21 protein-coding genes and 1 pseudogene are annotated in these 23,867 nt (G+C 50.4%); 4 read left to right on the forward strand and 18 right to left on the reverse strand.

The genetic code is table 11. The features are described 5' to 3' along the window. Nucleotides 1–82 precede the first annotated feature (82 nt). The 3 genes from Q4491_RS06380 to radA all read right to left on the reverse strand — a co-directional run bounded on the left by Q4491_RS06380 (nucleotide 83) and on the right by radA (nucleotide 4,188). The gene (locus Q4491_RS06380) at nucleotides 83–1,321 is read right to left on the reverse strand and encodes an ATP-grasp domain-containing protein (RefSeq protein WP_303455775.1); all 1,239 of its coding nucleotides are present in this window, start codon (nucleotides 1,319–1,321) and stop codon (nucleotides 83–85) included. Continuing rightward, nucleotides 1,311–2,483, reverse strand: coding sequence for an MFS transporter (locus Q4491_RS06385; protein WP_303455779.1), 1,173 nt, complete (start codon nucleotides 2,481–2,483; stop codon nucleotides 1,311–1,313). Before Q4491_RS06385 ends, Q4491_RS06380 begins: the two co-directional genes overlap by 11 nt. Nucleotides 2,484–2,799: 316 nt before the next feature. Beyond that, nucleotides 2,800–4,188: a DNA repair protein RadA gene (gene radA / locus Q4491_RS06390; protein ID WP_192015634.1), complete on the reverse strand. Its 1,389-nt coding sequence runs from the start codon at nucleotides 4,186–4,188 to the stop codon at nucleotides 2,800–2,802. Between the two features lie 188 nt (nucleotides 4,189–4,376). Between radA and Q4491_RS06395 the strand changes: the two genes are divergently transcribed. Next, entirely contained in the window at nucleotides 4,377–6,737 is a 2,361-nt protein-coding gene (locus tag Q4491_RS06395) for a PilZ domain-containing protein (protein ID WP_303455782.1), read from the forward strand. 144 nt (nucleotides 6,738–6,881) lie between these two features. On the opposite strand, the gene Q4491_RS06400 is transcribed toward Q4491_RS06395, so the two are convergent. Together Q4491_RS06400 and Q4491_RS06405 are read right to left on the reverse strand one after the other, a co-directional pair. Continuing rightward, nucleotides 6,882–7,517, reverse strand: a complete 636-nt coding sequence (locus tag Q4491_RS06400; RefSeq protein WP_303455784.1) for a glutathione S-transferase family protein — start codon at nucleotides 7,515–7,517, stop codon at nucleotides 6,882–6,884. 229 nt (nucleotides 7,518–7,746) lie between these two features. After that, complete coding sequence (locus Q4491_RS06405; RefSeq protein ID WP_303455786.1) at nucleotides 7,747–8,937, reverse strand: MFS transporter; 1,191 nt, start codon at nucleotides 8,935–8,937, stop codon at nucleotides 7,747–7,749. 95 nt (nucleotides 8,938–9,032) lie between these two features. Here Q4491_RS06405 and Q4491_RS06410 point away from each other — a divergent pair, with 95 nt between their 5' ends. Beyond that, a complete protein-coding gene (locus Q4491_RS06410; RefSeq protein WP_303455788.1) occupies nucleotides 9,033–9,941 on the forward strand; it encodes a LysR family transcriptional regulator in 909 nt (302 codons plus the stop codon). A 102-nt stretch (nucleotides 9,942–10,043) separates the two neighbouring features. Here Q4491_RS06410 and Q4491_RS06415 read toward each other — a convergent pair whose 3' ends face one another. The 3 genes from Q4491_RS06415 to Q4491_RS06425 all read right to left on the reverse strand — a co-directional run bounded on the left by Q4491_RS06415 (nucleotide 10,044) and on the right by Q4491_RS06425 (nucleotide 12,121). Further along, nucleotides 10,044–10,964, reverse strand: a complete 921-nt coding sequence (locus Q4491_RS06415) for a PhzF family phenazine biosynthesis protein (RefSeq protein WP_368393428.1) — start codon at nucleotides 10,962–10,964, stop codon at nucleotides 10,044–10,046. A gap of 115 nt (nucleotides 10,965–11,079) precedes the next feature. After that, nucleotides 11,080–11,574 (reverse strand): GNAT family N-acetyltransferase, encoded by a 495-nt coding sequence (locus Q4491_RS06420; RefSeq protein WP_303455790.1) that lies wholly within the window; start codon nucleotides 11,572–11,574, stop codon nucleotides 11,080–11,082. Nucleotides 11,575–11,617: 43 nt separating this feature from the next. Further along, nucleotides 11,618–12,121: a YgjV family protein gene (locus Q4491_RS06425; protein WP_303455792.1), complete on the reverse strand. Its 504-nt coding sequence runs from the start codon at nucleotides 12,119–12,121 to the stop codon at nucleotides 11,618–11,620. Nucleotides 12,122–12,370: 249 nt separating this feature from the next. On the opposite strand from Q4491_RS06425, the pseudogene Q4491_RS06430 reads away from it, so the two are divergent. After that, nucleotides 12,371–12,493, forward strand: a pseudogene (locus tag Q4491_RS06430) (IS110 family transposase); the annotation flags it as partial. Nucleotides 12,494–12,577: 84 nt separating this feature from the next. Here Q4491_RS06430 and serB read toward each other — a convergent pair. Beyond that, nucleotides 12,578–13,528, reverse strand: a complete 951-nt coding sequence (serB, locus tag Q4491_RS06435; RefSeq protein WP_192015627.1) for a phosphoserine phosphatase — start codon at nucleotides 13,526–13,528, stop codon at nucleotides 12,578–12,580. Between the two features lie 113 nt (nucleotides 13,529–13,641). On the opposite strand from serB, the gene Q4491_RS06440 reads away from it, so the two are divergent. Further along, on the forward strand, nucleotides 13,642–14,259 hold the full coding sequence (locus Q4491_RS06440) for a YtjB family periplasmic protein (RefSeq protein WP_192015626.1): 618 nt from the start codon (nucleotides 13,642–13,644) through the stop codon (nucleotides 14,257–14,259). Nucleotides 14,260–14,414: 155 nt separating this feature from the next. Here the strand turns inward: Q4491_RS06440 and deoD are convergent, their stop codons facing one another. The 9 genes from deoD to prfC all read right to left on the reverse strand — a co-directional run bounded on the left by deoD (nucleotide 14,415) and on the right by prfC (nucleotide 23,851). Continuing rightward, nucleotides 14,415–15,137 carry a purine-nucleoside phosphorylase gene (gene deoD / locus Q4491_RS06445; RefSeq protein ID WP_192015625.1) on the reverse strand — a complete coding sequence of 241 codons (723 nt, stop codon included), beginning with the start codon at nucleotides 15,135–15,137 and terminating at the stop codon, nucleotides 14,415–14,417. 91 nt (nucleotides 15,138–15,228) lie between these two features. Then, nucleotides 15,229–16,449: a phosphopentomutase gene (gene deoB, locus Q4491_RS06450; protein ID WP_192015685.1), complete on the reverse strand. Its 1,221-nt coding sequence runs from the start codon at nucleotides 16,447–16,449 to the stop codon at nucleotides 15,229–15,231. A gap of 12 nt (nucleotides 16,450–16,461) precedes the next feature. Beyond that, nucleotides 16,462–17,793: a thymidine phosphorylase gene (gene deoA / locus Q4491_RS06455; protein ID WP_192015624.1), complete on the reverse strand. Its 1,332-nt coding sequence runs from the start codon at nucleotides 17,791–17,793 to the stop codon at nucleotides 16,462–16,464. Between the two features lie 172 nt (nucleotides 17,794–17,965). After that, nucleotides 17,966–18,739, reverse strand: a complete 774-nt coding sequence (gene deoC / locus Q4491_RS06460) for a deoxyribose-phosphate aldolase (protein WP_192015623.1) — start codon at nucleotides 18,737–18,739, stop codon at nucleotides 17,966–17,968. A gap of 383 nt (nucleotides 18,740–19,122) precedes the next feature. Next, nucleotides 19,123–19,293 carry a XapX domain-containing protein gene (locus tag Q4491_RS06465; protein ID WP_192015622.1) on the reverse strand — a complete coding sequence of 57 codons (171 nt, stop codon included), beginning with the start codon at nucleotides 19,291–19,293 and terminating at the stop codon, nucleotides 19,123–19,125. Between the two features lie 293 nt (nucleotides 19,294–19,586). Further along, nucleotides 19,587–20,876 carry a NupC/NupG family nucleoside CNT transporter gene (locus Q4491_RS06470; RefSeq protein WP_237793858.1) on the reverse strand — a complete coding sequence of 430 codons (1,290 nt, stop codon included), beginning with the start codon at nucleotides 20,874–20,876 and terminating at the stop codon, nucleotides 19,587–19,589. A 212-nt stretch (nucleotides 20,877–21,088) separates the two neighbouring features. Then, a complete protein-coding gene (locus Q4491_RS06475) occupies nucleotides 21,089–21,898 on the reverse strand; it encodes a TatD family hydrolase (RefSeq protein ID WP_368393433.1) in 810 nt (269 codons plus the stop codon). After that, entirely contained in the window at nucleotides 21,882–22,079 is a 198-nt protein-coding gene (locus Q4491_RS06480; protein ID WP_218383324.1) for a hypothetical protein, read from the reverse strand. The genes Q4491_RS06475 and Q4491_RS06480 overlap by 17 nt, the downstream gene beginning before the upstream one ends. A gap of 191 nt (nucleotides 22,080–22,270) precedes the next feature. Then, a complete protein-coding gene (gene prfC, locus Q4491_RS06485) occupies nucleotides 22,271–23,851 on the reverse strand; it encodes a peptide chain release factor 3 (RefSeq protein WP_192015620.1) in 1,581 nt (526 codons plus the stop codon). Between the last annotated feature and the right edge of the window lie 16 nt (nucleotides 23,852–23,867).

Below are 23,867 nucleotides of genomic sequence, written 5' to 3' on the forward strand. Positions count from 1 at the left end.
ATCTGCCAGTGCAGCCAAATAACGCTGAAACGGATGTTCCTGTTTCTGATTCTATCGTTTCATCTGTGTCTTAATAATTAGCTTAGGCACTGATCAACTCCTTATTAAATACACCATTGAGAATATTCTCAATGCCCTGAATATCAGATTCTAAATCAACGGCATTATCATTGGCTAACCACACAAGACACGGGCAAGTGAACAAATCTTCCGTGGCCGGTAATTCTTGCCCCTCTTTCACTGTGACAAAATAATCAATCAAGGATGGAATACGTTTTAGCTTACCGTCACTGATGGCATCGACACCGGAAAATTTCGCAGTGTGTTTATTGACATGAAAATACACTCTACCCTGCTTAACTAGCTTAGAATCTAGTTCCGGTACTCTGTGTTCTGACACCAGTGAAGCAATCGTATCCAGCAAACTGGGAGAATAACAGCTTTCAAATAAAGATGGCGCGACACCACCATGTATCCGTGTCGCAGCTTCAATCATTACCGGCCCTTTTGATGGGCTCAGCATCAGTTCCATATGCACAAGTCCGTACGTAATATCGAGTGCTCTGGTGGCCGCAACAGCATATTCACGAATTGGAGCCAACCCGGCGTCATAAGGATCCAATAGTTCCAGTCGATTATAAACAAATGGATTATTACCAGACTGACCTTTTACGTATTTACATATAGCAGCTAAAGCGACTTGGTCCCCATTGACTATCAGATCTAAAACATACTCCTCACCTTCAATATACTCCTGAACAAGAAACTGATCATTTATTTTTCCTGTACTGTTTGTTTTCCCCCAAGGCAGGGAAGATATTTTATTGATTACGTCATCCCTGCTATTGCAGAAGTAGACGTTTTCAGAACCTGCAGAGTTAACTGGCTTGATGATATACTTTTTGCATTTAATTTCATGAAGATCATTAAGACCTTTTCCATCCATATCAACCAGAAATGTCTGAATATAGGCTAAGCCATGTTTTTTCAATGCATCTTGCATTTCATTTTTATTCCGGCGCAGACCGGTCGTCAAAGGTGAGTTTCCCGGTAAACCTAATTCACTGGCGAGCTTATCTGCCAGTTCAACACCTAACTCTGACCCGGCAATAACCGTATCGTACTTTTCATTCTGCAATGCATCAATTTCGAGATGGGATACATTATTATCATAGTTTTCGATGTTAATCGTATCCAGAATGCCTTTCGGATCATGCTCTGAATCAAAATACACATCGCATTGAATATTGTTTGCTTGCAGTTTCGGTCGGATCATTTTTCCGCTGGAAGCTGGGTTTACTATCAATACTTTACTTCTCATATGCACCTTCCAATGTGATTACTTTTTTGCTTCTAGTTAACAGCATGATGACAACAGCGGAAAAAACACCGACCAGTATCAGTGATATACCATAGGCTTGACTTGAGAATGAAAAGTAAGTCAACACCATAGTCATCAGCATTGGAATGGTTCCTGATACAATATAGAACAGATAATTAGAATGACTGATAGCACTATTAACATCACTTTGATCAGCATCAGACTTCAATATTTCCGTTCTTGATGTAATTCTCACGGAATTAACCGCATAGCCGATGCAGAAACAGAAGAGTACCGATAAATACGGCATGTCCATCAAGAAAAGCCCGATGTCCCCTACCAGCAACAGCACTGCACTGAGCAAATAAACATGTTTATTCTGAGGAAGAAGCGCTGCAGATAATGCGCCTATACCTGCCAAGCCTGATGCAAAACCCAGGATATCAGGCCCCCACTCTCTGAAAAGCTGATAATACACTGGTACGAAAGTGTTGAACGCACCGATGTGCAACCCTGTTAAAACAGATAAGGCCACCTGGATAATAAAGCGTTCTCTTTTTCCTGAAAGTGCTTGCTGATTACTTGCTTCAGTTTCTGTCTCTTCTTTATCAACATCAGAAACAAACAAATAGGATACTGATAATACGACAGACATCACTGCTATGTAGTAAATGAAGCTTTCAAACCCCATAGCTTTGAGGTACCAACCCCCAAATAATGCACCGAAGAAAGCACCAAACTGAATGGTTGTTTGCAGCACCCTGGACGCCTTCGAGGCCTCAATCAGTTTTCTTTTCACAAAACTGGAGTTTTTCACTTCAAAGGTATTAATACTGCAAACCATATTACATGATGAAAAAACCGCAATCATAAAGATGATGTATATCAAGCCAGTGGCATTAAAATACAAGACGGTAGCCATGCAAGCAAAAAAGATAGCCCTGAGTGTTGTGATAGTGGATTTCTTGTAGAAGATATCTTTCTTTTTAATTATTTTACTAAGAATAAAAGGCGTAACCGCTCCAATACTGACAATCATTCCCATATAAACAGTAGAACTTGTTATTTCAAGTATTTTCCAGATCATGACAATTTGAATTGACATATCAAGAAAAACAGAAAATGCAAGCAATAGATACGTTTTAAATAATGTTCTATTCATATCTTCCCTTTATCTTTAATTCAAAAAACACATGAACTGAGAACAACTCAGAAATGATTCAATTGCCATGTATTACCTCCTATGTAATGAGAAGATCTTACTGGATGGCTATTGAAAATATTTACTAAAGATAAAGAGCAATTCACTTTTTTCAGTGTGAAATTAACACCTGAAGTGTGAAATTGATTAAAAGCGGTAAACCTTTCATCTCCCTGAAAACGCATGGCTGACGGGAACAGAAGCCGGTTGCTGTGTTCGCCTTACACACAACAATCGGCCAGGCAGGAGAATCTGAATAATATAAAAGGTTCGTGGTTTAAACGGCGACCCGCTCAAACGCGGCCAGCGCTTCTTGCAAGTCTTCAACCGCCATGATTTCAATACCGGGAAGCGGGCGGCTCGCATTGGCTTTCGGGATAATCGCACGGGTAAAGCCTTGCTTTGCCGCTTCCCGAATCCGTTCGACTCCGTTCGCTGACGGGCGGATATCACCGTTCAGGCCGATTTCACCAAACACCAGTACATCCTGTGGGATCGGTGCGTTTTTGAAACTGGAAAATATCGCCAGCAAAACAGACAAGTCCGCCGAGGTCTCTTCGATCCGGATCCCACCGACACAGTTTACAAAGATGTCCATGTCCGACAGCATCACACCACCATGGCGCGCCAGCACGGCAATTGACATCGCCAGCCGGTTAGAGTCATACCCCACGCTCAAACGGCGCGGTACTTCCGTCATCGACTGATTGCACAGTGCCTGAATCTCCACCAGCAAAGGGCGTGTGCCTTCCCAGAGTGTGGTACATACCGAACCTGCATGGTTTTTGTTAGAGCGGCTGAGAAATATCGCCGACGGGTTCTTGACCTGCTTCATGCCGGTTTCTGTCATAGCAAAGAAACAGGATTCAGAATCAGCACCGAAGCGGTTCTTCGAGGTGCGCAATACCCGGAATTTCTCATCCGAGGTCGACGAGAGTGCGAACAAGCCATCGACTATGTGAATCAGCTGCATCGGACCGGCTACATTCGAGTCTTTATTGATGTGGCCGACAATCATGAAAGTCACGCCTTCTGTCTTGGCAAAACGGGTCAGAGCCGCCGCCGATTCTTTGACCTGACTCGGGCTGCCCGCCGCCGATTCATTGTGCGCCACTGTCATGGTCTGGATAGAATCTATAATCACGAAGGAGACTTTCTGCTCGACCACGTGATTGAGAATTTGCTCGACCGAGGTTTCAGCTACCACCTGTATTTTATCGATATTTGGTGTCGCAAGCCGTTTGGCACGCTGCGAAATCTGGTGAATCGACTCCTCACCCGAGACATACAGCGCCTGACGGGATTCCGCAACCGCCCCGATGCTTTGCAGTAACAAAGTGGATTTACCGGCACCAGGATCACCGCAGAGTAAGAGCACGGATCCCGGCACGATACCGCCACCCAGCACGCGGTCAAGCTCTGAAATACCCGAGCTGAAACGCGGCAGATCTTTACTTTCGACATCCGACAACGTCTGCACTTTGGTCGACGAACCGGCATAACTGCTGGCAGCTCCGCCATTTGCACCACCAAGTGCTGACTTGGTTTTGGGAATGGTAAATTCAGTAATGGTATTCCAGGCGGCACACGCACTGCACTGGCCCTGCCAGCGTGGAAAATCGGCGCCGCAATCACTGCAGACGTAAGCTCTTTTGGTTTTCGCCATTGTATCCCTTTTGAGTCTTCAAGCCGTGACCAGAAAGGGCCACTCAGTGCAGGCGACAGCCAATCTGTGGCTAAGAAACAGACAGGACATGCGTCATGCCTGACTTTCGGCCTACAAGCTTATGACAATTCTTCGTTTTACTGCACAATAGGGATCATACCCGATAGAGACCTATTGCTAAAACCACTATGTTGCTGGATGAATACAAAGGACTGATAGAACAACTGCTCCCGGCTTATGACAGCGGGGATTTTAATGACTTGTTTCAGCACCTGACCGCGGATCTCAGTGGCCCGGTACGCTTGCAGGTTAAAATGGAAATCAACCGCCTGATGGCCCCCTGCCGCCAGCCTGTTGATTTACGCGGTAAGGTCAGTGGCGAGTGTCGCCCCTACGACATGCACGGTATGACGCACTGGCTGGATGATGTGGCAATGAATGTCTATCGTCGCCGAATCAAAACCTATGGCGAACAATACCGGGTCGGCCTGTTTGAATCGCTGATGAATACCCGTAACAACTTCCGGGTTATGCAGCAGCAGGACACACAAGCTCCGCCACCAGAAGAACCGGCAGAAGCGCTGCCTTTTGGGGCCGAGCTGCTGCGTTTTGGCTACCACCTCAGCCGCAGTGAACAACGTATCCAGATCACCACACCGGTTGTGCTGACTCTGCCCTATTCACAGGAAGTGAACGGCACCACATCAGATATTTCGCCTTCCGGCGCACGCTTTCGGGTGTCTTCCGCCTTCCGCTACCATACCGGTCAGGTTGTCACCGCGTTTTTCCCCGAACTGGCCAAGCAACTCAAAGACGAGCGGCTCGTGCAGGGGATCAGCTACCGGATTCTGGGGGTATCACCCCATGCAGATAACGACAGCTATATCTGGCTGCGGCTGATGCTGATTGAATCCAGTGACGCCCTTAAAGAGGCGATTGAAGCCCGCCAGAAAATGGCGGCCAGCCGCTCGCGCCAGAACCATGAAGATAAAATTATTCAGTCGCGCACCCGGGGCTATGAGCACAGCTTCCTCAAGCATACCAGCAGCATACCGCTGTTTTTTGCCGGTAATGAGCTGAAGTATTGCCTGCAGACAGAGCATAACCGCCACCTGTGGGAACACTGGCATGACGAGCGTAATCAGTCGGTGATCAATCATCTGCTGTCTGAAGATCGTATCCGCACTCTGGGCCAGGAGGGTCTGAGCCAGGGCAGTACGCTGATTTACAGCTTTACCCATCAGCACGAAGGCAAAACCTATTTTTATTCCGCCGCCTTGCCTGAGATGAGCGTGGAAGAGCGGCAGTTGTTCTGGCAAATCGGGGCAACAAGAGAAAGCTGGCGGGTTGTTCGCCTGACGCTTTACCCTATCAGCCAGGATGACAAAATCCAGCTGCAGGAAATCGCACCTGAGCTGCTGGAAACCCTCTCCAGTCTGACCCATATCGGGGTACTGCAGAATTTAACCAACGTGGATGGCCAGCACGACTATCGCCTGACAGAAAAACCGGCACTGCCCAGCAAGTACTTACACACATTCCGTCATCCGCGAAATCCCGTTTCCGGTTCGCGTGCCATTTACTTTGATCCCAAGCCGCAGCGCAGCGAATCACGCTTTCTGTTCCGCACACCTGTCAGCCTGTCGCAGCCCACCGCTGCGGACAAAGAAGCCAGTATTCTCAGCGGAACCAGTATTGATGTCTCCACCCGCGGTCTGAACATTCGCCTGACTGAACCGCTGGATGCCAAGCGGGGTGATGTGCTGAAAGTCACTTTCGATGAACTGCTGAAAATGGCCAAAGATGCCCCGCTGAAACGCATTCCTTATCAGGTTGTCCGTTTGAGTCCCGACAGACGTAATGTGCAACTTGAAACCGGGCGGGGCGATGACGCCACACGCAGCGAACATTTTCTGCGACGGCTCATCAAGCACAACGAAGAGCGGCTGCCTGTCAGTGAAGAAATCATGCCTGCCGGTCCGCTATTGCAGGCCATGCACCAAATGCTGCTGACACGGCTCAACTGTTTGCCCTTCTTCTGCGAAAAAATTGATAATCAGGTAAAAGTACGCGCGTTGGGCGCTAACCAGCCACTGCCGGCGCTTGGTAAACTGATGATGGAGCTGGGTAATGGCAAGCAGATCAATCTGGCACCCATTTTCCAGAACAGGGTGAAAGCTTTGCTCAGCGAACCGATGCGCCCGATAACCGTCAGTGAGCCTTATGTACACGAAATGTATCTGGCGGTACTGCCTCAACCGCTTGGTCAGCCCAAAGTGCTCAGCAAGCTTTTCAGTGATTTTCCGACAGGCGACACCCGCCGCCGATTTGCTCAGCAGGCCAGAGAGCAAGGGCATTTTCTGGCGGTACGTATCACCACAGTCCCTATGCTGGATCCGACAACCGCACTGATCAGCCGGGAGCTGGCAGAGCTGTCCCGCCTGGCCATGCACCGCGCCAGAGCGCTGGAAAATGAGTTTACCTCGCTGATGGGATTCGGTGAGTTCTACGACGTGACCGATGAAGTGCTGCTGAGGCTGGGCCTGTAACGCGTATTAGGTTGAATGAAAACACAAAAACCTGGCATTACTGCCAGGTTGATCTATCGGCCTCTCCCTCACAACAATAATGCAGCTTCAACGTGTTTTGAGGGAGCAGGTCAGATCCGGGTTTACACACAGCTGAAAGGCAGGTTAAGCCCGCTCCTTGTCGGCCAGTTCGAAATGCGCCATCTGATCCGCATAGGCTTTCTTAAAGGCCGGACGGCTGGTTAAACGAACCACGTAGGCTTCCGAAGCCGGGCGGTGACTGACAGCACGCACTTGCGGTATACGCAGCACGTCAGCCATCAGCAGGTCCGCCGCCGTGAACCGATCGCCTGCAAGCCATTCTCGCTCGCTCAGCACACACTCGAGCTGCGCCAGACGCTTGCCCATCCACCCGGTAAGTTCATTGTCGCTATGACCGGAAATCGTCAGAAACCACCAGGATACGCTGACCATTTCGATAGAGTTGAGCGCCGCAAATACCCATTGCAGCGTGTGCGCCTGACCAATAGCATCGCCCGGCATCAGCTTGTCAGATTGCTGCGCAATATGCATAAGGCATGCGCCACTTTCAAATAACTGCAGTTCACCGTCACTCAAAAACGGCACCTGACCAAAAGGCTGACGGGCAAGATGATTAGTCTCGCGGCCATCAAAGGGGATCGTTTGCACTTTGTATGGCAGCCCAGCTTCCTCGCATGCCCATCGCAACCGCAAGTCACGCACGAATCCGCGTGGGCCTTCAGGTACCCAGTCTAACGTCCAGATAGTCAGCTCGCTCATTGTTCAGCTCTCCCGCTCAGTTGCCCAACCAGTAACATAGACTTTCACTGCATCAGGCTTTGTCACACCTGCCCAGCCTGATTCACTATGCCGCAGCCGGTTTATGATATTGATTTAATCAAGCTTAGCTTCAATATCCGCGGTGAGGTTTATCTGGGTAAGGAACTGGCAGCAGAATCATTTTAAAAGGACAACAATGCCTTGCTATTGTCCGAAAATGAATACGGGACTAATCTGTCTGAGGCAGTCGCGACGCTGTTTGGGCAGACGATACACAAAGCTGAGGCGACATTCCAAGCACTGTCAGACCAAGAATCGCAATGGCAGCTCCCAGCCATATTGTGACATGCAGACTAAAGCCTGAATCCAGTGTCAGGCCTGCCGCAAAGCTGCCGAACATAATCCCGGCGTTAATCACAGAAGCGTGCAAAGTATTGATAAAGGCCCGTTGCCCCTGTGGTAACGATATCAGTCGGCTGACCAGGGCCGGGTTGAGACTCACACCACAAAACCCCAACAGCACCAGACAAAGCACTGCTACCCAGCCAATGTCGGCAAACAGCGCAAACATCACAAAGACAGAGATCATAATAGCCAGGCCCCCCATGATTGTCGCTTTAGCATGTTTCACAGCCAGAGCAGCAACGACATAGTTTCCTGCCAGCATGCACAACCCATAAGCCAAGAGTAACCAGGTAACAGCCCCTTCCGGCAGGGCGGCTAAATCAGTCAGAATCGGCACGATAAAGCTAAAAGGCGCATAAACCGCACCAATCACACAAAAGCTGGTCGCAAAAACCCACCATAACCTCACATCCAGTACCCCTTTCAGCTCTTGCTTTAACGGATGTGAAGCTTCTGCGGGTAAAGACGGAACCGCCTTCAGCGTCAAGGCGGCACTGAACACTGCCAGTGCCACGACCACATAAAAGCTTTCACGCCATCCCCAATATTCTGCAATCACTTTTGCCAGAGGCAGGCCGATAATGGTGCCCAACATGATACCCGCCAGCACCATTGCAACGGCTCGCAACGTATCTTTGGGGTCAACCATCCTTGAACAAAGCCCAATCGATACCCCAAAGAATGCACCGGACACCATACCCGTAACAGCACGCGCCAGCATCAGCTGGCTATAGCTGTGTGCCAGAGCGCCAAACAGCTCACCCAGGATAAAAATGGTATACAGGCAAGCCAGAATCATGCGCGGCGGGAAGCGAGAAAGTGCAAGCATGAGGATTGGGCCGCCAATGGCCATACTGGCAGCAAAAGCTGAAACCAGATAACCGACCTCAGCAATTGAAACCCCCAGATCTGCTGCCAGCGCAGGCATAAAACCCAGCACCTGCAACTCGCAGGAAATCATGATAAAGATACCGAGACTAAGAAGGTAAATCCCTGAAGGTAGAGGAGATCGCATAAATTCATTCCAAATGACGTTTGAGATTCACCCAGTATCATTTATGACATATGATCGATAAACACTTTGAAATCATTTCACTAATGACTTAAATCATGGATGCTGATCTCAATGCCATCAGGCAATTCATTAAGGTGGCCGACAACCAAAGCTTCACCGTTGCAGCCACGCAGCTAGGTATCACGCAGTCGGGTATTTCCAGAGCGATAAGCAGACTGGAAGCACAGTTGGGTGTTAAATTGTTGCACCGCAATACCCGCAGCCTGAGCCTGACCGCAGACGGTGAATTATTTCTGTTTCGCGTCCGCCCATTAATCTCCGGACTTTCTGATGCTCAGCATGAAATGCAGCATCATGGCAATGCCCCCAAAGGCACGCTGAAAGTCAGTGCACCTTCCGCATTTGGACGGGCTATCCTGATTCCAATCGTCAGTGAGTTACTGGAATCCCATCCCCAGTTAAACATCGAACTGGTTTTGACCGATCGAATAGTCGACATTATTGATGAGGGATTTGATGCGGTCATTCGCAGCGGCCCCGTTGCCGATGCCCGAGTAATAGCCAGGCGCTTATCGCCAGCCAATTGGGTCACAGTGGCCTCTGCTAAATACCTTGCCAGACATGGCGTCCCAAAGTATATCAACGAGTTATCGCAACATAACTGCCTGAGAGTTCGTTTATCTTCAAACGGGCTGGTTAACCCATGGCGGTTTACGGATAACGGTAAACCTATCAGCATGGATGTGGGTGGGAATCTGATTCTTGATCACGGCGACCCTTTGGTTGAAGCCGCTGTCTCCGGCACCGGTATTGTACAGTTGCTGACTTTCTTCGTTCGGCCATATCTCGCCGACGGACGCTTACAGGAAGTACTCAGCCACAATGCACCGCCTCCTCAGCCGCTGACTTTACTCTACCCGCCATCACGGCAATACTCGGCCAAACTGACTGTGTTTCGCGAGGCGCTCATATCCCACTGGGGTGATCAGGAAGCAGGTACATGACGAGCAGGGGTGCTCCCGTTTGCTGAGATGCAGGTCTACATTTTTCATATCATTTTATACTGTTGAGAACAGAGGAAGGTCATTGTCCATTTAAGTACATTGTTATAAGAAAACCTGCTGCAACCCAATCTCATGAGCAAAACCGCCGACCAGTACCTTGCTAATCCCCTGTTCGTTCGACTCAACTGACGCGGTAATGATTGACACACAGTCCATTGCCCTTCCTTGCTCGAAAGTAAAACCTTCCGAATATTCGCTACCAAGGTGCTTGGATAAATAGCAGGCTAAGGCGCCGCTGGCACTGCCGGTTGCGGATTCTTCCGGAATGCCAAACAAAGGGGCAAAGTTTCGACAGCTCGCAGTCAGGTCGCTGTCTTTCTCGCACAGTTCAAAAGCATGGAGACTGACAAGATCATGTTCTCTGCAAAAATCACTGAGTAAGTCTTCATTTACCTGGATTCTATCCAGATACCCCAATGGCACGGGAACAATCATATCTGGCAAGCCTGTTGAAATAACCTCGACAGGTAACCCGCTTGACGCCAGAACTGTCGAGTCAATGCCAATTAACGCTGATATCGCCTCACAATCAAACACCCCAAGGTATTCAGGTAATTTCTGCGCCATAACGATATGACCATCAGGCTCTATAGTGACGGCAAGTAAACCTGCTTTAGTCCTCTGAACATATTGTCCATCGGTTACGATCCCTTTTTGATACATTGTTGAAAATGCAGCTAAGGTGGCATGACCGCAGAAGTCCACTTCATCCGTTGTGGTAAAAAAAGACAGCTCAAAATCGGCTTCGTCGTCTTGGGATACAAACGCCGTTTCTGAATAACCAACGGCTTTGGCGATGTTTAGTTTTTCTTCGTCAGAAAGATTATCTGCATGCAGCACTACGCCGGCAGGATTTCCGCCGGTGCCGTTGGCAGTAAAGGAATTAACCAAATAAGCGTCTATTTTCATCGATTTTAATTTCTCCGTAAAATGTTGTTCCACAAAACGTTTATAAAAAGACATCCATTCTTGTGGAACCTATGTCGCGCTTGAGTTTGGTGTTCTTCTCGGCATTGTTTGATGCGCGCCCGGCACTCTTTGTCTGCTCAAAGAGTGCCGGGGAGTCCATGTAGCCTTATTAACTGACTGCCTCAAAGCGTATGAAGTACATTTCTAAATCCACATCAATGTCCAATGAAACGTTGTAACGGCTGCCTACTATATTTTTGACCGCTGAAACCCAAAACTTCAATGCCGCTTCATTTTCCTTTAGAACACGAATTTGCCACTTACCTGGATGATTAGCTACAACCGCTAAAAGCGCCTTTTTACCAACCCCCTTTCCTTTGAACTTACGCAATACGAAATACTGCTCAATATCAAAAATCTCTGGTTCAATCGAATAATTTCGAACTAATGCAAAGCCAGCAATTTCCTTATCAACATAAATAAAGTAAGGCACATGACTAGCTTCTTTCCAGTACGAATCCAAAGTCTCAGAATTGAACGTATACAATCCTTCTGAATTTGGCCCCCACCCCATAAGCTCTGACATATCATAGACATAATAAGAGAAAAGATTCTCCAATATATTACGCGAACCCAGGTCTATTTGTTTGATAGATACTTCCACATTTCCTCTTGCCTGCTACTGCCCCTCTGAAGCATTTGTTATTTTATACTGCTACCGAGCTTTTATAGTAGTAGCGATAATAGCCAATTAAGTTACTAAAAATAAAGAGAACTTCCATCAAGACTGCTGTTGGGGAGCCTACAACATAATTATGTATGAGCCAAAGAGCTGTACCGACAATCATAAACTCTCTTAAACGACGGTCATCTTTATTAAACGCAGCGATCGATTGAAAAATGGATGCAAAACAACTAATTACACTGGCTAACCCAGAGTAGGTTACAACAGTCGAGATAACTGATGCAGTGCAGAATAGATATTTGAGCTTTGGCGAAGTGGAAAATACGCTCACCAAATATCGAATGGTAGCGATAACCATTAGACTCGCTGCAGTCCATTGCTCAAGCAGAATAAAATGACTGGAAATCAACGTTCCAGCGAAGAACAGACAAGTTACAATTTTTCGCCTGTCTTTGAATTGGAATGACATCAAATCAAAGCAAATAGCCACAGCAACTAAGACTTGAGATAGAAAAAATGGTGTCACTAAACCTCCTGTAAATATAACGAATGACATGGACTGCCTCTCATCAGGCTTTGCCATACTAGGTTAGTCTGACTACAAATCGCCGGAGGCCACCATGCCACAATCCGTCTATGGCATTGATTCAGCCAAATCATAACTTCAGTATCCGCAGTGAGCAAACCAAGGCAAGACTTTGATTCAAAATCAATAATGCAAAAAACCTCCCGATTCTGGCCAATATCCCACTGTGTTCCTTTAGGTACGGGCGCCAAAAACGATCTCAAGGATGCCGTCGCAAGTTGCGCTACTTATACCCGCCCTTCAACACACTTCGTCCGGATCAAATCAGCCAACCAGTAAGCGATTTTGCTTCTGCATCGTGACCGTGATCATTGAGTCTACGAACAAACAGCATTGCTGATAGCCGAAAAAAAGCGAAACCGACCGATTTCGCTTTTTCCATTGTTTCAGAATCACCTACCAGCCGATTTTCTGCGGCCAGAGGGAAGCGGAAAGAATACACAGCACGCCACCGAGATCGGCGTAGCGGACGGCGGCGGGTGCGGCTGCTACCACTTTGGGTTTGGCATGGTAAGCGATGCCCAGACCGGCGGCGGCCATCATCACCAGATCATTGGCGCCGTCACCGACCGCAACCGTGTTGTGCCTGGCGATATCGTATTCTTCTGCCAGCTCGCGCAGGATATCGGCCTTGGTTTGTGCATCAACCACGCTGCCGAGTACCTGACCGGTTAGTTTACCGTCAACGATTTCCAGCTGGTTGGACTGGGCGTGAGTCAGGTTCAGCTCGTCTTTGAGATAATCAGAGAAATAGGTAAAGCCGCCGGAAGCAATCGCGGTTTTCCAGCCATAATGGTGCAGCGCCATCACCAAATCGCGCATTTCCGGCATCAGAGGCAGCTGGTTGCGAACTTGCAGCAGAATGTCAGCACTGGCGCCTTTGAGTGTGCCGACGCGCTGGCGCAGGCTCTGTTCAAAATCCAGCTCCCCCTGCATGGCTCGCTCAGTCACTTCCGCCACCTGCTCACCGACACCGGCCAGTTTGGCAATTTCATCAATACATTCGATTTGAATCGCCGTGGAGTCCATATCAAACACCACCAGACCCGGCTCGGACAAATCCGGCAAGTCTTTATAATGGGCGTAATCAATCTTATTGGCATCCAGCGCACTGATCAGGGTGTCGGACAAGGGATTGGTCAGCAGCAGCACATCGTACTCGCCCACCTTCCAGGCGGCCACCGGCGACAAGCTCTCACCAGTCTGGGTTTCAAGACGATCGATACGATCTGTGGTCAGAGATTTACTGTAAATCACTGAAGCCACGTGTTTAACATCCAGATTACTGCTGGCAACACAGTCTGGAAAGCGGGTATGAAGCGAAGTATGTTTTTTTATGGTCAGCACTGTATATCACATCCCTGTAAAGGCGTATTCAACTCCCTTCAAAGTACCCTATTGCAATTTGTCAGGGCAAGTCCCAATATTGCTCAGTTAGCCTTATCGAAGAAGTCACGACTATGTTTAAGTTCAAAACTGTACGCATGCAGCGTATCTGGCAGTTTCTGGTATTAGCCGTTAGTTTTGCCGGCTTGATTACCATGCTGGAGTACGGCGCCCGGCTGAATCAGAACAACTTCAACATGCTGAGTGAGCAGACGCAGTCGCTGTCTCGCATTATTGCCCGTCAGGCGGCCAGCACAGCAGCTGGCGATATTCTCGACAAACAGCAGGACAAGCTGCAGGATCTGGTCAACCGTATTTCCGATGAACCCCTGATACTGGACGCCAGTATTTATGATCTTGAAGGTGTTCCGCTGGCGCAAACCGAAGATGCGATGCCGCTTGAGCAGGTGTCCGGCCTGACCACCCCTCTTTCTACTGCCAGTATCGGCCGCCAGCAACTGGTTCAGCCTGTGATGACCGATGAGGGGCAAGTGGTCGGCTTTATCCGCCTGACGCTGGAACACGGCAAACTGGTCCAGCACGCCGCGGATCAAATCGACACTATGACAAACACGGTGCGGGGCATGCTGCTGGTTGCACTGTTCATCGGTTTTATTCTGGCTTATACCTTCGGGCGCCGAAAAGACGTGTGGCATTTCCCCTTCCTGCTGACGGCCAACGCCAAGGATTAGCTATTCTTTCCGATACGGCGAAAGCGCTTGCAGAGCTGCATTGTCCCACGTTGTATGAGCAAAAAAAAGACGACCATGCGGTCGTCTTTTGCTTTGAGTCAGAGGCCGAAGCCTCTTTTGCGCGTCCGCCTGTCTCCACAAGCGTAGACTCAAACTCAGGCGTCTTTATCACCCAGCAGGACAGATTCCAGGGCGATTTCCATCATCTCTAAAAACGTGGTCTGACGCTCATCAGAAGTCGTCGCTTCGCCACGCAGAATGTGGTCAGACACAGTACATATGGTCAGGGCTTTGGCACCGAATTCCGCCGCCACACCGTAAATCCCGGCCGCTTCCATTTCCACACCCAGAATGCCGTACTTATCCATGGTCTTGAAGAAGTCGAAATCCGGGTTGTAGAACAAGTCGGCTGAGAACAGGTTGCCAACTTTGACTTCAATACCTTTGGCTTTGGCGGCATCCACGGCATTTTTTACCATGCCAAAATCAGCAATGGCCGCAAAATCGTGACCACCAAAACGGATGCGGTTCACTTTAGAGTCGGTCGAGGCTCCCATGCCGATCACCACATCGCGCAGATTGACGTCATCACGCACGGCACCACAGCTGCCGACACGGATGATTTTCTTCACGCCGAAGTCTTTGACCAGCTCAGTGGCATAGATAGAACAGGATGGAATGCCCATACCGTGGCCCATAACAGAGATCTTGCGACCTTTGTATGTGCCGGTGTAACCGTACATATTGCGCACATTACAGACTTCTTTCACCTCTTCCAGGAAAGTGTCTGCGATGAACTTGGCACGCAATGGGTCGCCCGGCATCAGAACCACGTCGGCAAAATCACCCATTTCAGCGTTAATATGTGGAGTAGCCATCTGTTCGCTCCTTAAATTTGTTGAGTGCCTCATCCATTATGGATGAGGCAGTGGCGCATTCAGCGTCAAACCTCACCACACTGCAGTGCGGTTACAGAAAAGATTTGCCGTAATCCATTGCCGAGGTACCGAAGTAGCTCGCCAGGCTCTGGCCGATATCGGCAAAGGTGTCGCGGCGACCCAGTGAGCCAGCCGGGATCTTAGGACCACTCACCAGCACAGGAATGTGCTCACGGGTATGGTCTGTGCCCGGCCAGGTTGGATCACAACCGTGATCGGCCGTGATGATCAGCACGTCGTCTTCTTTCAGCTGCGACAGCAGCTCAGGCAGGCGACGGTCAAAATATTCCAGCGCGGCGGCATAACCGGCCACATCGCGGCGGTGGCCGTAGGCGGAATCGAAATCGACAAAGTTAGTGAACACTATGGTGTTGTCACCGGCGTTTTCCATTTGTGCCAGGGTGGCATCAAACAGAGCTTCCAGCCCGGTCGCTTTCACTTTCTGGGTGATACCGCAATGGGCATAAATATCGGCAATCTTACCGACAGACACCACGTCACCTTGCTTCTCTTCCACCAGTTTTTGCAGCACAGTGGCTGACGGTGGCTCAAGAGACAGATCACGGCGGTTACCGGTACGTTCGAACTGGCCTTTACCTGCGCCGATAAACGGACGGGCAATCACGCGGCCGATATTGTAGTCTTCAAGCTCTTCGCGCACGATCTCGCACAGCGTCATCAGGTTATCTAGGCCATAAGTCTCTTCATGGCAGGCAATCTGGAACACAGAATCAGCCGAGGTATAGAAAATCGGCTTGCCGGTTTTCATGTGCTCCTCGCCCAGATCGTCCAGTACCTGAGTACCGGAAGCATGGCAATTACCCAGGTATCCCGGCAGTTGTGCACGTTCGACAATGCGATCCAGCAGCTCCTGCGGGAAACTGTTGCTGGTGTCGCTGAAGTAACCCCAGTCGAACAATACCGGCACACCGGCGATTTCCCAGTGGCCAGACGGGGTGTCTTTGCCAGATGAGATCTCAGCAGCGTGACCGTAGGCGCCGGTGATCTCAGCCACAGGATCTAAGCCTTGCGGGAATTCACCGCAGGACTCTTCCGCTGCCTTACCCAGACCCAGTCGGGTCAGGTTTGGCAGGTTCAGCAAACCGCTGCGTTCGGCATTGTCGGCACGGCCTTCAGCACAGGCTTTGGCAATATGGCCCATGGTGTTCGCACCCACATCGCCGAATTTGACCGCATCTTCAGTGGCACCCAAGCCAAAAGAATCGAGTACCAGGATAATTGCTCTTTTCATCATTGCTCCAATTTAGACATCTTCAGCACGGATGCGACGGTATACCTCTGGTGTCGCCGCCGGTGCCTGCTCAGTGACTGTGACAGCCTGACGAACAGCATTCGCAGCGTCCTGCCATTGTGCTTCATTGCGGGCATGGATAACGGCCAGCGGGGTCTGCTTATCAAGCGTCTGACCCAGACGTATCATGTCAGTCAGACCCACCGCATAATCAATACTGTCAGAAGCCACTTTCCGGCCACCGCCCATGCTCACCACGGCCATGCCCAGTGCGCGGGTATCCATCGCCCCGGCAAAGCCGCTGGTTTCAGCAAACACAGGTTTGATGATCTCTGCATTCGCCAGATAATTATTATAATTTTCAACAAAATCAGCCGGACCACCCAGGCCGTGCACCATTTTTCCGAACCGCTCTGCCGCTGCGCCGTTGTCCAGCACCGCTTGCAACTTAGCGCGGGCTTCGCCTTCGTCTTTGGCCAGGCCTGCGTTCAGCAGCATGTCTGCACACAGCGCCATAGTGACTTCAAACAAGCGCGGATTGCGGTATTCGCCGGTCAGGAACTGGACGGCTTCGCGCACTTCTACTGCGTTACCGGCACTGGATGCCAGTATCTGGTTCATGTCGGTCAGTAAGGCGGTGGTTTTGGTGCCGGCACCGTTGGCCACGGCCACAATGGATTTCGCCAGTTCTTCCGAAGCCTCATAAGTAGGCATGAAAGCGCCTGAACCCACTTTGACGTCCATCACCAGCGATTCCAGACCTGCGGCCAGCTTCTTCGACAGAATAGAGGCAGTGATCAGTGAGATATTATCAACCGTGGCGGTAATATCGCGGGTGGCATACACACGCTTATCAGCCGGTGCAAGATCACCGGTCTGACCGATAATGGCCACGCCTGCACTTTTGGTAACCTGACCGAACACCTCGTTCGACGGCATGATGTTATAGCCCGGAATGGATTCCAGTTTATCCAGCGTGCCGCCGGTATGGCCCAGACCACGACCTGAAATCATAGGCACGAAACCGCCACAGGCGGCGACCATGGGGCCGAGCATCAGTGAGGTCACATCACCCACACCGCCGGTGGAGTGTTTGTCGACAATCGGGCCGCCAAAGTTCATGTGATCCCAGTTCAGCACCATGCCTGAGTCGCGCATGGCACAGGTCAGTGCAACCCGCTCATTCATGGTCATGTCGTTGAAGTACACCGCCATCGCGAAAGCTGCGATCTGGCCCTCAGACACAGTGTCTTTGGCGATGCCCTGAATAAAGAAGTTAATTTCGTCTTGGGTGAGTGCGATGTTATCGCGCTTCTTGCGGATAATTTCCTGAGGTAAATACATAGGATGCCTCGACATGGCTGGGGAGAGACAATAACGCCCGGCAGACCAAACAGCGTCAGCAGCACGAGCAGACAGGCGCGGTCTTTCCCTTTATTTGGCAGTTTCCTGTGGCAGCCCGTTGAGCCGGCTGCCACAGATCAGGTTCAGAATCGGTCAACCGATACCTGTGGTATCAGTAACCGCCTTCTGCGGCTTTCTCGCCTTCACCCAGCGTATTGAGCAGGTTTGCCAGCAAGCTGGATGCACCAAAACGATAGTGTGCGCTGTCTGCCCAGTCGGCACCCAGAATACGATCAGCCATCGCCAGGAACTGCTGTGCGTCTTCAGCGGTACGTACACCACCGGCAGGCTTAAAGCCTACGCTGTTCTGTACGCCCATGTCCTTGATTACCGTCAACATAATCTCTGCCGCTTCAGGCGTTGCGTTCACTGGTACTTTGCCTGTTGAGGTCTTGATGAAATCCGCACCGGCTTTGATAGAAATTTCAGAGGCTTTGCGGATCAGTGCCGGCTCTTTGAGCTCACCGGTTTCAATAATCACTTTCAGCAGAATGTCACCGCAGGCGGCTTTACACTGTTTAACCAGCTCAAAGCCCACTTCCTCGTTACCGGCAATCAGAGCGCGGTACGGGAACACCACATCCACTTCATCTGCGCCGTAAGCAACGGCCGCTTTGGTTTCAGCAACGGCAATGTCAATGTCATCGTTGCCGTGCGGGAAGTTGGTCACTGTAGCAATACGAACATCCGGCGTGCCCTGCTCGCGCAGCTGCTTTTTGGCAACCGGAATAAAACGCGGATAAATACAAATCGCCGCGGTATTTCCGACAGGGGTTTTCGCGTTCTTACACAGTTCGATCACTTTCGCATCGGTATCGTCATCGTTCAGTGTGGTCAGGTCCATCAGTTTTAACGCACGCAGTGCAGCCGTTTTTAAATCGCTCATGACTTTCTCCAGTCGATTATGTTCTACCAAGTGTTCTGTTCACTTTGCCCACTCAGACAGTAGTAACTCTGCCGATTGTAGCCTCAGAGAAACAGAAGCGGACTTGATTCCATGAAGACTCAGGCCCTTTACAGCGTGCCCGATCGACGTCCTTTTCACCGCGCAAGGTGGCATCACCTTGCCAGCCATTCATTTTTGCATCCTAATTCACAGAATTATCAGGATACTTACACGCAGATATCATCAACCTGCGATTCAACGCAGCCATTTTACCAAGGAGCTCAGAGGCAAACCATACAATAGACGTTTCCCAGGGTGGATAATGTGTTGATTCAGCACGCGGCTATCGTCATCTATCCGTCCGGATCAATTCTGAACCTTGTTCAGGAAAAGAAACGTTCAATCAGCCATTGATACAGCTGCCCGCCGATATACACACCGACAATGCCCATCACCCCGGATAACACAGGGGGAGCCGGAATCGGCAGTTTAAGCGCGGAAAACATCAGCCCAACTATCACACCTGCCAGTAAAGCCACTATCACGTCATGCATGCTATCACTCCAGTCGTTGATACCAGACTGGGAGTGCGATGCAATCCGGTCTGGAAATACTCACAGAGTGTAGACCGCAGAAAACCAAGTGTCTGCTGACCCCTTAAGCATGCGCGTACCGCCTGAGTGAAGGAAGAGTCAATTGACGGTTTTTACCGGCTTTTACTGAAAATGATTCAGATAGTTACTGATTCTGTTGACTACCGCCAGTGTCAGCGGCAAAGAAAATGCGAGGCGAAAAAAAACGCCACAGCTAGGCTGTGGCGTTTTCAATCTGACGGTTTCTGACTGAATTACAGTGACAGGAACAAACCTGCAATCGTTGCAGACATCAGGTTAGACAGCGTACCTGCGGCAACGGCTTTCATACCGAAGCGGGCAATGTCGTGACGACGGCTTGGTGCCAGACCACCCAGACCACCCAGCAGGATAGCGATAGAAGACAGGTTTGCGAAACCACACAGTGCGAAAGAAATGATCGCTTTGGTCTTCTCAGTCATCGCTACACCAGTTTCAGCAACCAGCAGGCCACCATCAGCCACATCTTTCAGGTACGGCGTGAAGTTCAGGTAAGCCACGAACTCGTTCACGACTATTTTCTGACCGATGAAAGAACCGGCAACCTGTGCTTCATTCCAAGGCACACCAATCAGGAAAGCCAGCGGCTGGAAGACATAACCCAGGATCAGTTCCAGCGTCAGTTCAGGCATACCGAACCAGTCACCGATACCGCCCAGAATACCGTTGATCAGGGCAATCAGACCGATGAACGCCAGCAGCATCGCACCGACGTTCAGTGCCAGTTGCATACCGGAAGAGGCACCCGCAGCCGCTGCGTCAATGACGTTAGCAGGCTTGTCATCGTGACCTTCATCATCTTTATCAACGCCCAATTGATCCACAGGCGTTTCTGTTTCAGGTTTGATGATTTTGGCAAATAACAGGCCACCCGGTGCCGCCATGAAAGAGGCTGCAATCAGGTATTCCAGCGGTACACCCATAGAGGCATAACCGGCCAGTACACCACCGGCAACAGACGCCAGACCACCACACATCACAGCGAACAGCTCAGACTGAGTCATCTTAGGTACAAACGGACGCACAACCAGTGGTGCTTCAGTTTGACCCACGAAAATGTTAGCTGTTGCAGACATGGATTCGGCACGGGACGTTCCCAGCGCTTTTTGCAGTGCGCCACCCAGAATGTTAATCACAAACTGCATGATACCCAGATAGTACAGTACGCTAATCAGTGCAGAGAAGAACACGATAACCGGCAACACTTTCAGGGCGAAAACGAAACCGCCACCACCGAAGACTTCAAACATCTTGCCTGATACCAGACCGCCGAACAGGAAAGAAATCCCCTGATCACCGTAACCGATCACATTGGCAACGAATTGCGACGCACCATACAGCACATCACGGCCTACCGGCACATACAGTACAAATGCGCCGAAGAAGAATTGAATGGCAAACGCGCCACCCACAGTACGTAAGTTAATAGCTTTACGGTTATCAGACAGCAGCACAGCCACAAGCAGCAGTACAACCATCCCAACCAGGCTCATAAACACGCTCATAGTTTATGGCATCCCTATAGTTAAATTTTGGCGTCTCGACAATTCGGCTCTCTCAAGAGTCGGGCGCATTATACGCATGGCAACTTACAGCATGTAATGCACACATCACACTTTGATTGGAAACCGAGTGAAAGATGAACATCAAGTGTGATAGAGGTCACACCAAGTCACCGCCTGATGGATAAAGAAAAGCCAGAGAAATGTCAAAATCATCAAGTTTGAGAAGGCAGTGCAAACAAAACTTCTGCATTTTTGCTAGTAGCAGCAGCAAGTGCCGCCAATGATTCTGACCTCAGTTCAGCCAGAGCCGCCAGCACTAACGCCACTCTGTCCGGCTGATTCGGCTCTCCCTGGTAACCGGCCAACGGCATATCTGGCGCATCGGTTTCCAGTAACATCGCATCGAGAGGTAACTGAGTCATTGTAGTTCGAGTTTTGTTCGCTCTGCGATAGGTGATCGTACCACCGACGCCAATTTTGATACCTAGATCAAGAAGTTGAGACGCTTGCTGCAAACTACCACTGAATGCATGATAAACCCCTCCCCGAATTGGCGGGCAAGATTTCAGGCATTGCATCAGTTCAGGGAAAGCTTTCCGGCAGTGAAGTATCACCGGCAGGTTAAATTGATTGGCTAATTCCAGTTGCCTGATCAGCCAGCCCTTTTGCTGCTGTCTGTCTGCATTCGGGATAGCAAAATCCAGCCCGCATTCCCCGACAGCCACACAGCGGTTGCCCGTCTCCTGACTGACCTTTTTCAGCCTGCTCTCCAGCTGGTTCAGTGTGTCGGCATTGTGCTCGGAAGCAAAATACGGGTGCATGCCCAGTGCATAGAAGAGTGCCGGCTGTGCAGGGGATGCCGTGCGGGCACACAATGTCTGAATGGGCTGCCAGTTTCGCGCCCCCACCGATGGGATCACGATATGGCTGACGCCAGCCTGCCCGGCCTGTGCCAGATAGGGCTCTGGATCACCGGCAAACGGCGGAAAATCGAAATGGCAGTGACTATCTATCAGCTGCACCTGAGGTATCCTTTTTCACTGACTGACACGCTCTTGCCCTGGCAGCGCGCTGCGCCGGATGACGGGCATCGTCTTCATCATAGCGGACGGGCGCACAACAGCGCCGGTTTTCCGGCACAAAGCCCATACGCTCGCACCAAGCATCATAGTGAGCCAGCCAACGGCGGATTAGAGTTAACACAGTGCTCTCCTCCTTGCAGTTCAGATTCAGACAGCCTGCATGATTATGTCAGGAATAGTTTGAATACTGAACAGTATCATTCCTGAGCTGCGTGACATCAAGCGAGCGAAGAGACATGATGCCAACCGAACAAAAAAAGCCCCTGAAATCAGAGGCTTTTTCTTTCGTAGCCTTAAGTCAACAGACAGGCATTAATGCTCGCGGGTGGCGCGGAAGTCCACCTCTGGGAAACGCTCTTTCGCCAGATTGAGGTTCACCATAGTCGGTGCGATGTAAGTGAGGTTATCACCCCCATCCAGCGCCAGATTCACTTCATTCTTGCGGCGGAATTCCTCGAATTTCTTGCCGTCGCCACATTCTACCCAGCGTGCCGTTGCCACGTTGACGCTTTCGTAAATGGCTTCGACATTGTATTCCGCCTTCAGACGGGCCACGACAACGTCAAACTGCAGCACACCGACGGCGCCGACGATCAAATCATTGTTGAGCAGCGGACGGAATACCTGCACCGCACCTTCTTCCGACAGCTGCACCAGGCCTTTCAGCAATTGTTTCTGCTTCAGCGGATCGCGCAGGCGGATACGGCGGAACAGCTCAGGAGCAAAATTCGGAATACCGGCAAATTTCAGATTTTCCCCTTGGGTAAAGGTATCGCCAATCTGAATCGTCCCGTGGTTATGCAGACCAATGATGTCACCGGCATAGGCGGTTTCAGCACGGGAGCGGTCACCGGCCATGAAAGTCACAGCATCCGAAATGCTGATGTTCTTGCCGATACGGACATGGTTCATTTTCATGCCCTGGGTATAAGTGCCCGATACAATGCGCATAAAGGCAATACGGTCGCGGTGTTTCGGGTCCATATTGGCCTGAATCTTGAACACGAAGCCGGAGAACTTCTCTTCCGTAGCTTCAACATCGCGCTCATTCGCCTGACGCGGCAGCGGCGCAGGTGCCCACTCAGTCAGGCCGTCAAGCATATGGTCAACACCAAAGTTACCCAGTGCCGTACCGAAGAATACCGGCGTCAGTTCCCCTTTCAGGAACAGTTCACGATCAAATTCGTGCGATGCACCCAGCACCAGTTCCAGCTCTTCACGCAACTGACCGGCCAGATCCTCGCCAACAGCCGTATCCAGTTCAGGGTTGTCCAAACCTTTCACAATCCGGACTTCCTGAATAGTGTGACCCTGACCGGTGGCGTACAGAATGGTTTCGTCACGGTGAATGTGATAGACGCCTTTGAACTCTTTACCACAGCCAATCGGCCAGCTGACCGGCGCACAGGCAATGTTCAGCTCACTTTCCACTTCATCCAGCAATTCCATCGGATCGCGGATGTCACGGTCAAGTTTGTTCATAAAGGTCACGATAGGCGTGTCACGCAGACGGGTGACTTCCATCAGCTTACGGGTCCGATCCTCGACACCTTTCGCGGCATCTATCACCATCAGACAAGAGTCCACAGCGGTCAGTGTGCGGTAGGTATCTTCCGAGAAATCTTCGTGCCCCGGGGTATCGAGCAGGTTGACCAGACACTCGTTGTACGGAAACTGCATCACAGAGGTAGTGACCGAGATACCACGCTCTTTTTCCATTTCCATCCAGTCCGACTTAGCGTGCTGGTTAGAGCCGCGGCCTTTGACCGTACCGGCACGCTGCAAGGCGTTTCCGAACAGCAGGACTTTTTCAGTAATGGTGGTTTTACCCGCATCCGGGTGAGAAATGATGGCAAACGTGCGGCGTTTACCCACTTCAGTTAAAAAAGACATATTCAGTGAAGATCCA

The organism is Photobacterium sp. 2_MG-2023 (genome assembly GCF_030547675.1).
Classification (GTDB): domain Bacteria; phylum Pseudomonadota; class Gammaproteobacteria; order Enterobacterales; family Vibrionaceae; genus Photobacterium; species Photobacterium arenosum.

What these genes read in the sequence shown, in the direction of transcription:
- Q4491_RS06415 (WP_368393428.1), bottom strand. Translation starts at nt 10,964, where the DNA reads ATGTCTTTTTATAAACGTTTTGTGGAACAACATTTTACGGAGAAATTA.
- radA (WP_192015634.1), bottom strand. Translation starts at nt 4,188, where the DNA reads ATGGCGAAAACCAAAAGAGCTTACGTCTGCAGTGATTGCGGCGCCGAT.
- prfC (WP_192015620.1), bottom strand. Translation starts at nt 23,851, where the DNA reads ATGTCTTTTTTAACTGAAGTGGGTAAACGCCGCACGTTTGCCATCATT.
- Q4491_RS06385 (WP_303455779.1), bottom strand. Translation starts at nt 2,483, where the DNA reads ATGAATAGAACATTATTTAAAACGTATCTATTGCTTGCATTTTCTGTT.
- Q4491_RS06380 (WP_303455775.1), bottom strand. Translation starts at nt 1,321, where the DNA reads ATGAGAAGTAAAGTATTGATAGTAAACCCAGCTTCCAGCGGAAAAATG.
- Q4491_RS06395 (WP_303455782.1), top strand. Translation starts at nt 4,377, where the DNA reads ATGTTGCTGGATGAATACAAAGGACTGATAGAACAACTGCTCCCGGCT.
- Q4491_RS06440 (WP_192015626.1), top strand. Translation starts at nt 13,642, where the DNA reads ATGTTTAAGTTCAAAACTGTACGCATGCAGCGTATCTGGCAGTTTCTG.
- deoB (WP_192015685.1), bottom strand. Translation starts at nt 16,449, where the DNA reads ATGAAAAGAGCAATTATCCTGGTACTCGATTCTTTTGGCTTGGGTGCC.
- Q4491_RS06400 (WP_303455784.1), bottom strand. Translation starts at nt 7,517, where the DNA reads ATGAGCGAGCTGACTATCTGGACGTTAGACTGGGTACCTGAAGGCCCA.
- Q4491_RS06410 (WP_303455788.1), top strand. Translation starts at nt 9,033, where the DNA reads ATGGATGCTGATCTCAATGCCATCAGGCAATTCATTAAGGTGGCCGAC.
- deoD (WP_192015625.1), bottom strand. Translation starts at nt 15,137, where the DNA reads ATGGCTACTCCACATATTAACGCTGAAATGGGTGATTTTGCCGACGTG.
- Q4491_RS06470 (WP_237793858.1), bottom strand. Translation starts at nt 20,876, where the DNA reads ATGAGCGTGTTTATGAGCCTGGTTGGGATGGTTGTACTGCTGCTTGTG.
- Q4491_RS06465 (WP_192015622.1), bottom strand. Translation starts at nt 19,293, where the DNA reads ATGCATGACGTGATAGTGGCTTTACTGGCAGGTGTGATAGTTGGGCTG.
- deoC (WP_192015623.1), bottom strand. Translation starts at nt 18,739, where the DNA reads ATGAGCGATTTAAAAACGGCTGCACTGCGTGCGTTAAAACTGATGGAC.
- Q4491_RS06405 (WP_303455786.1), bottom strand. Translation starts at nt 8,937, where the DNA reads ATGCGATCTCCTCTACCTTCAGGGATTTACCTTCTTAGTCTCGGTATC.
- deoA (WP_192015624.1), bottom strand. Translation starts at nt 17,793, where the DNA reads ATGTATTTACCTCAGGAAATTATCCGCAAGAAGCGCGATAACATCGCA.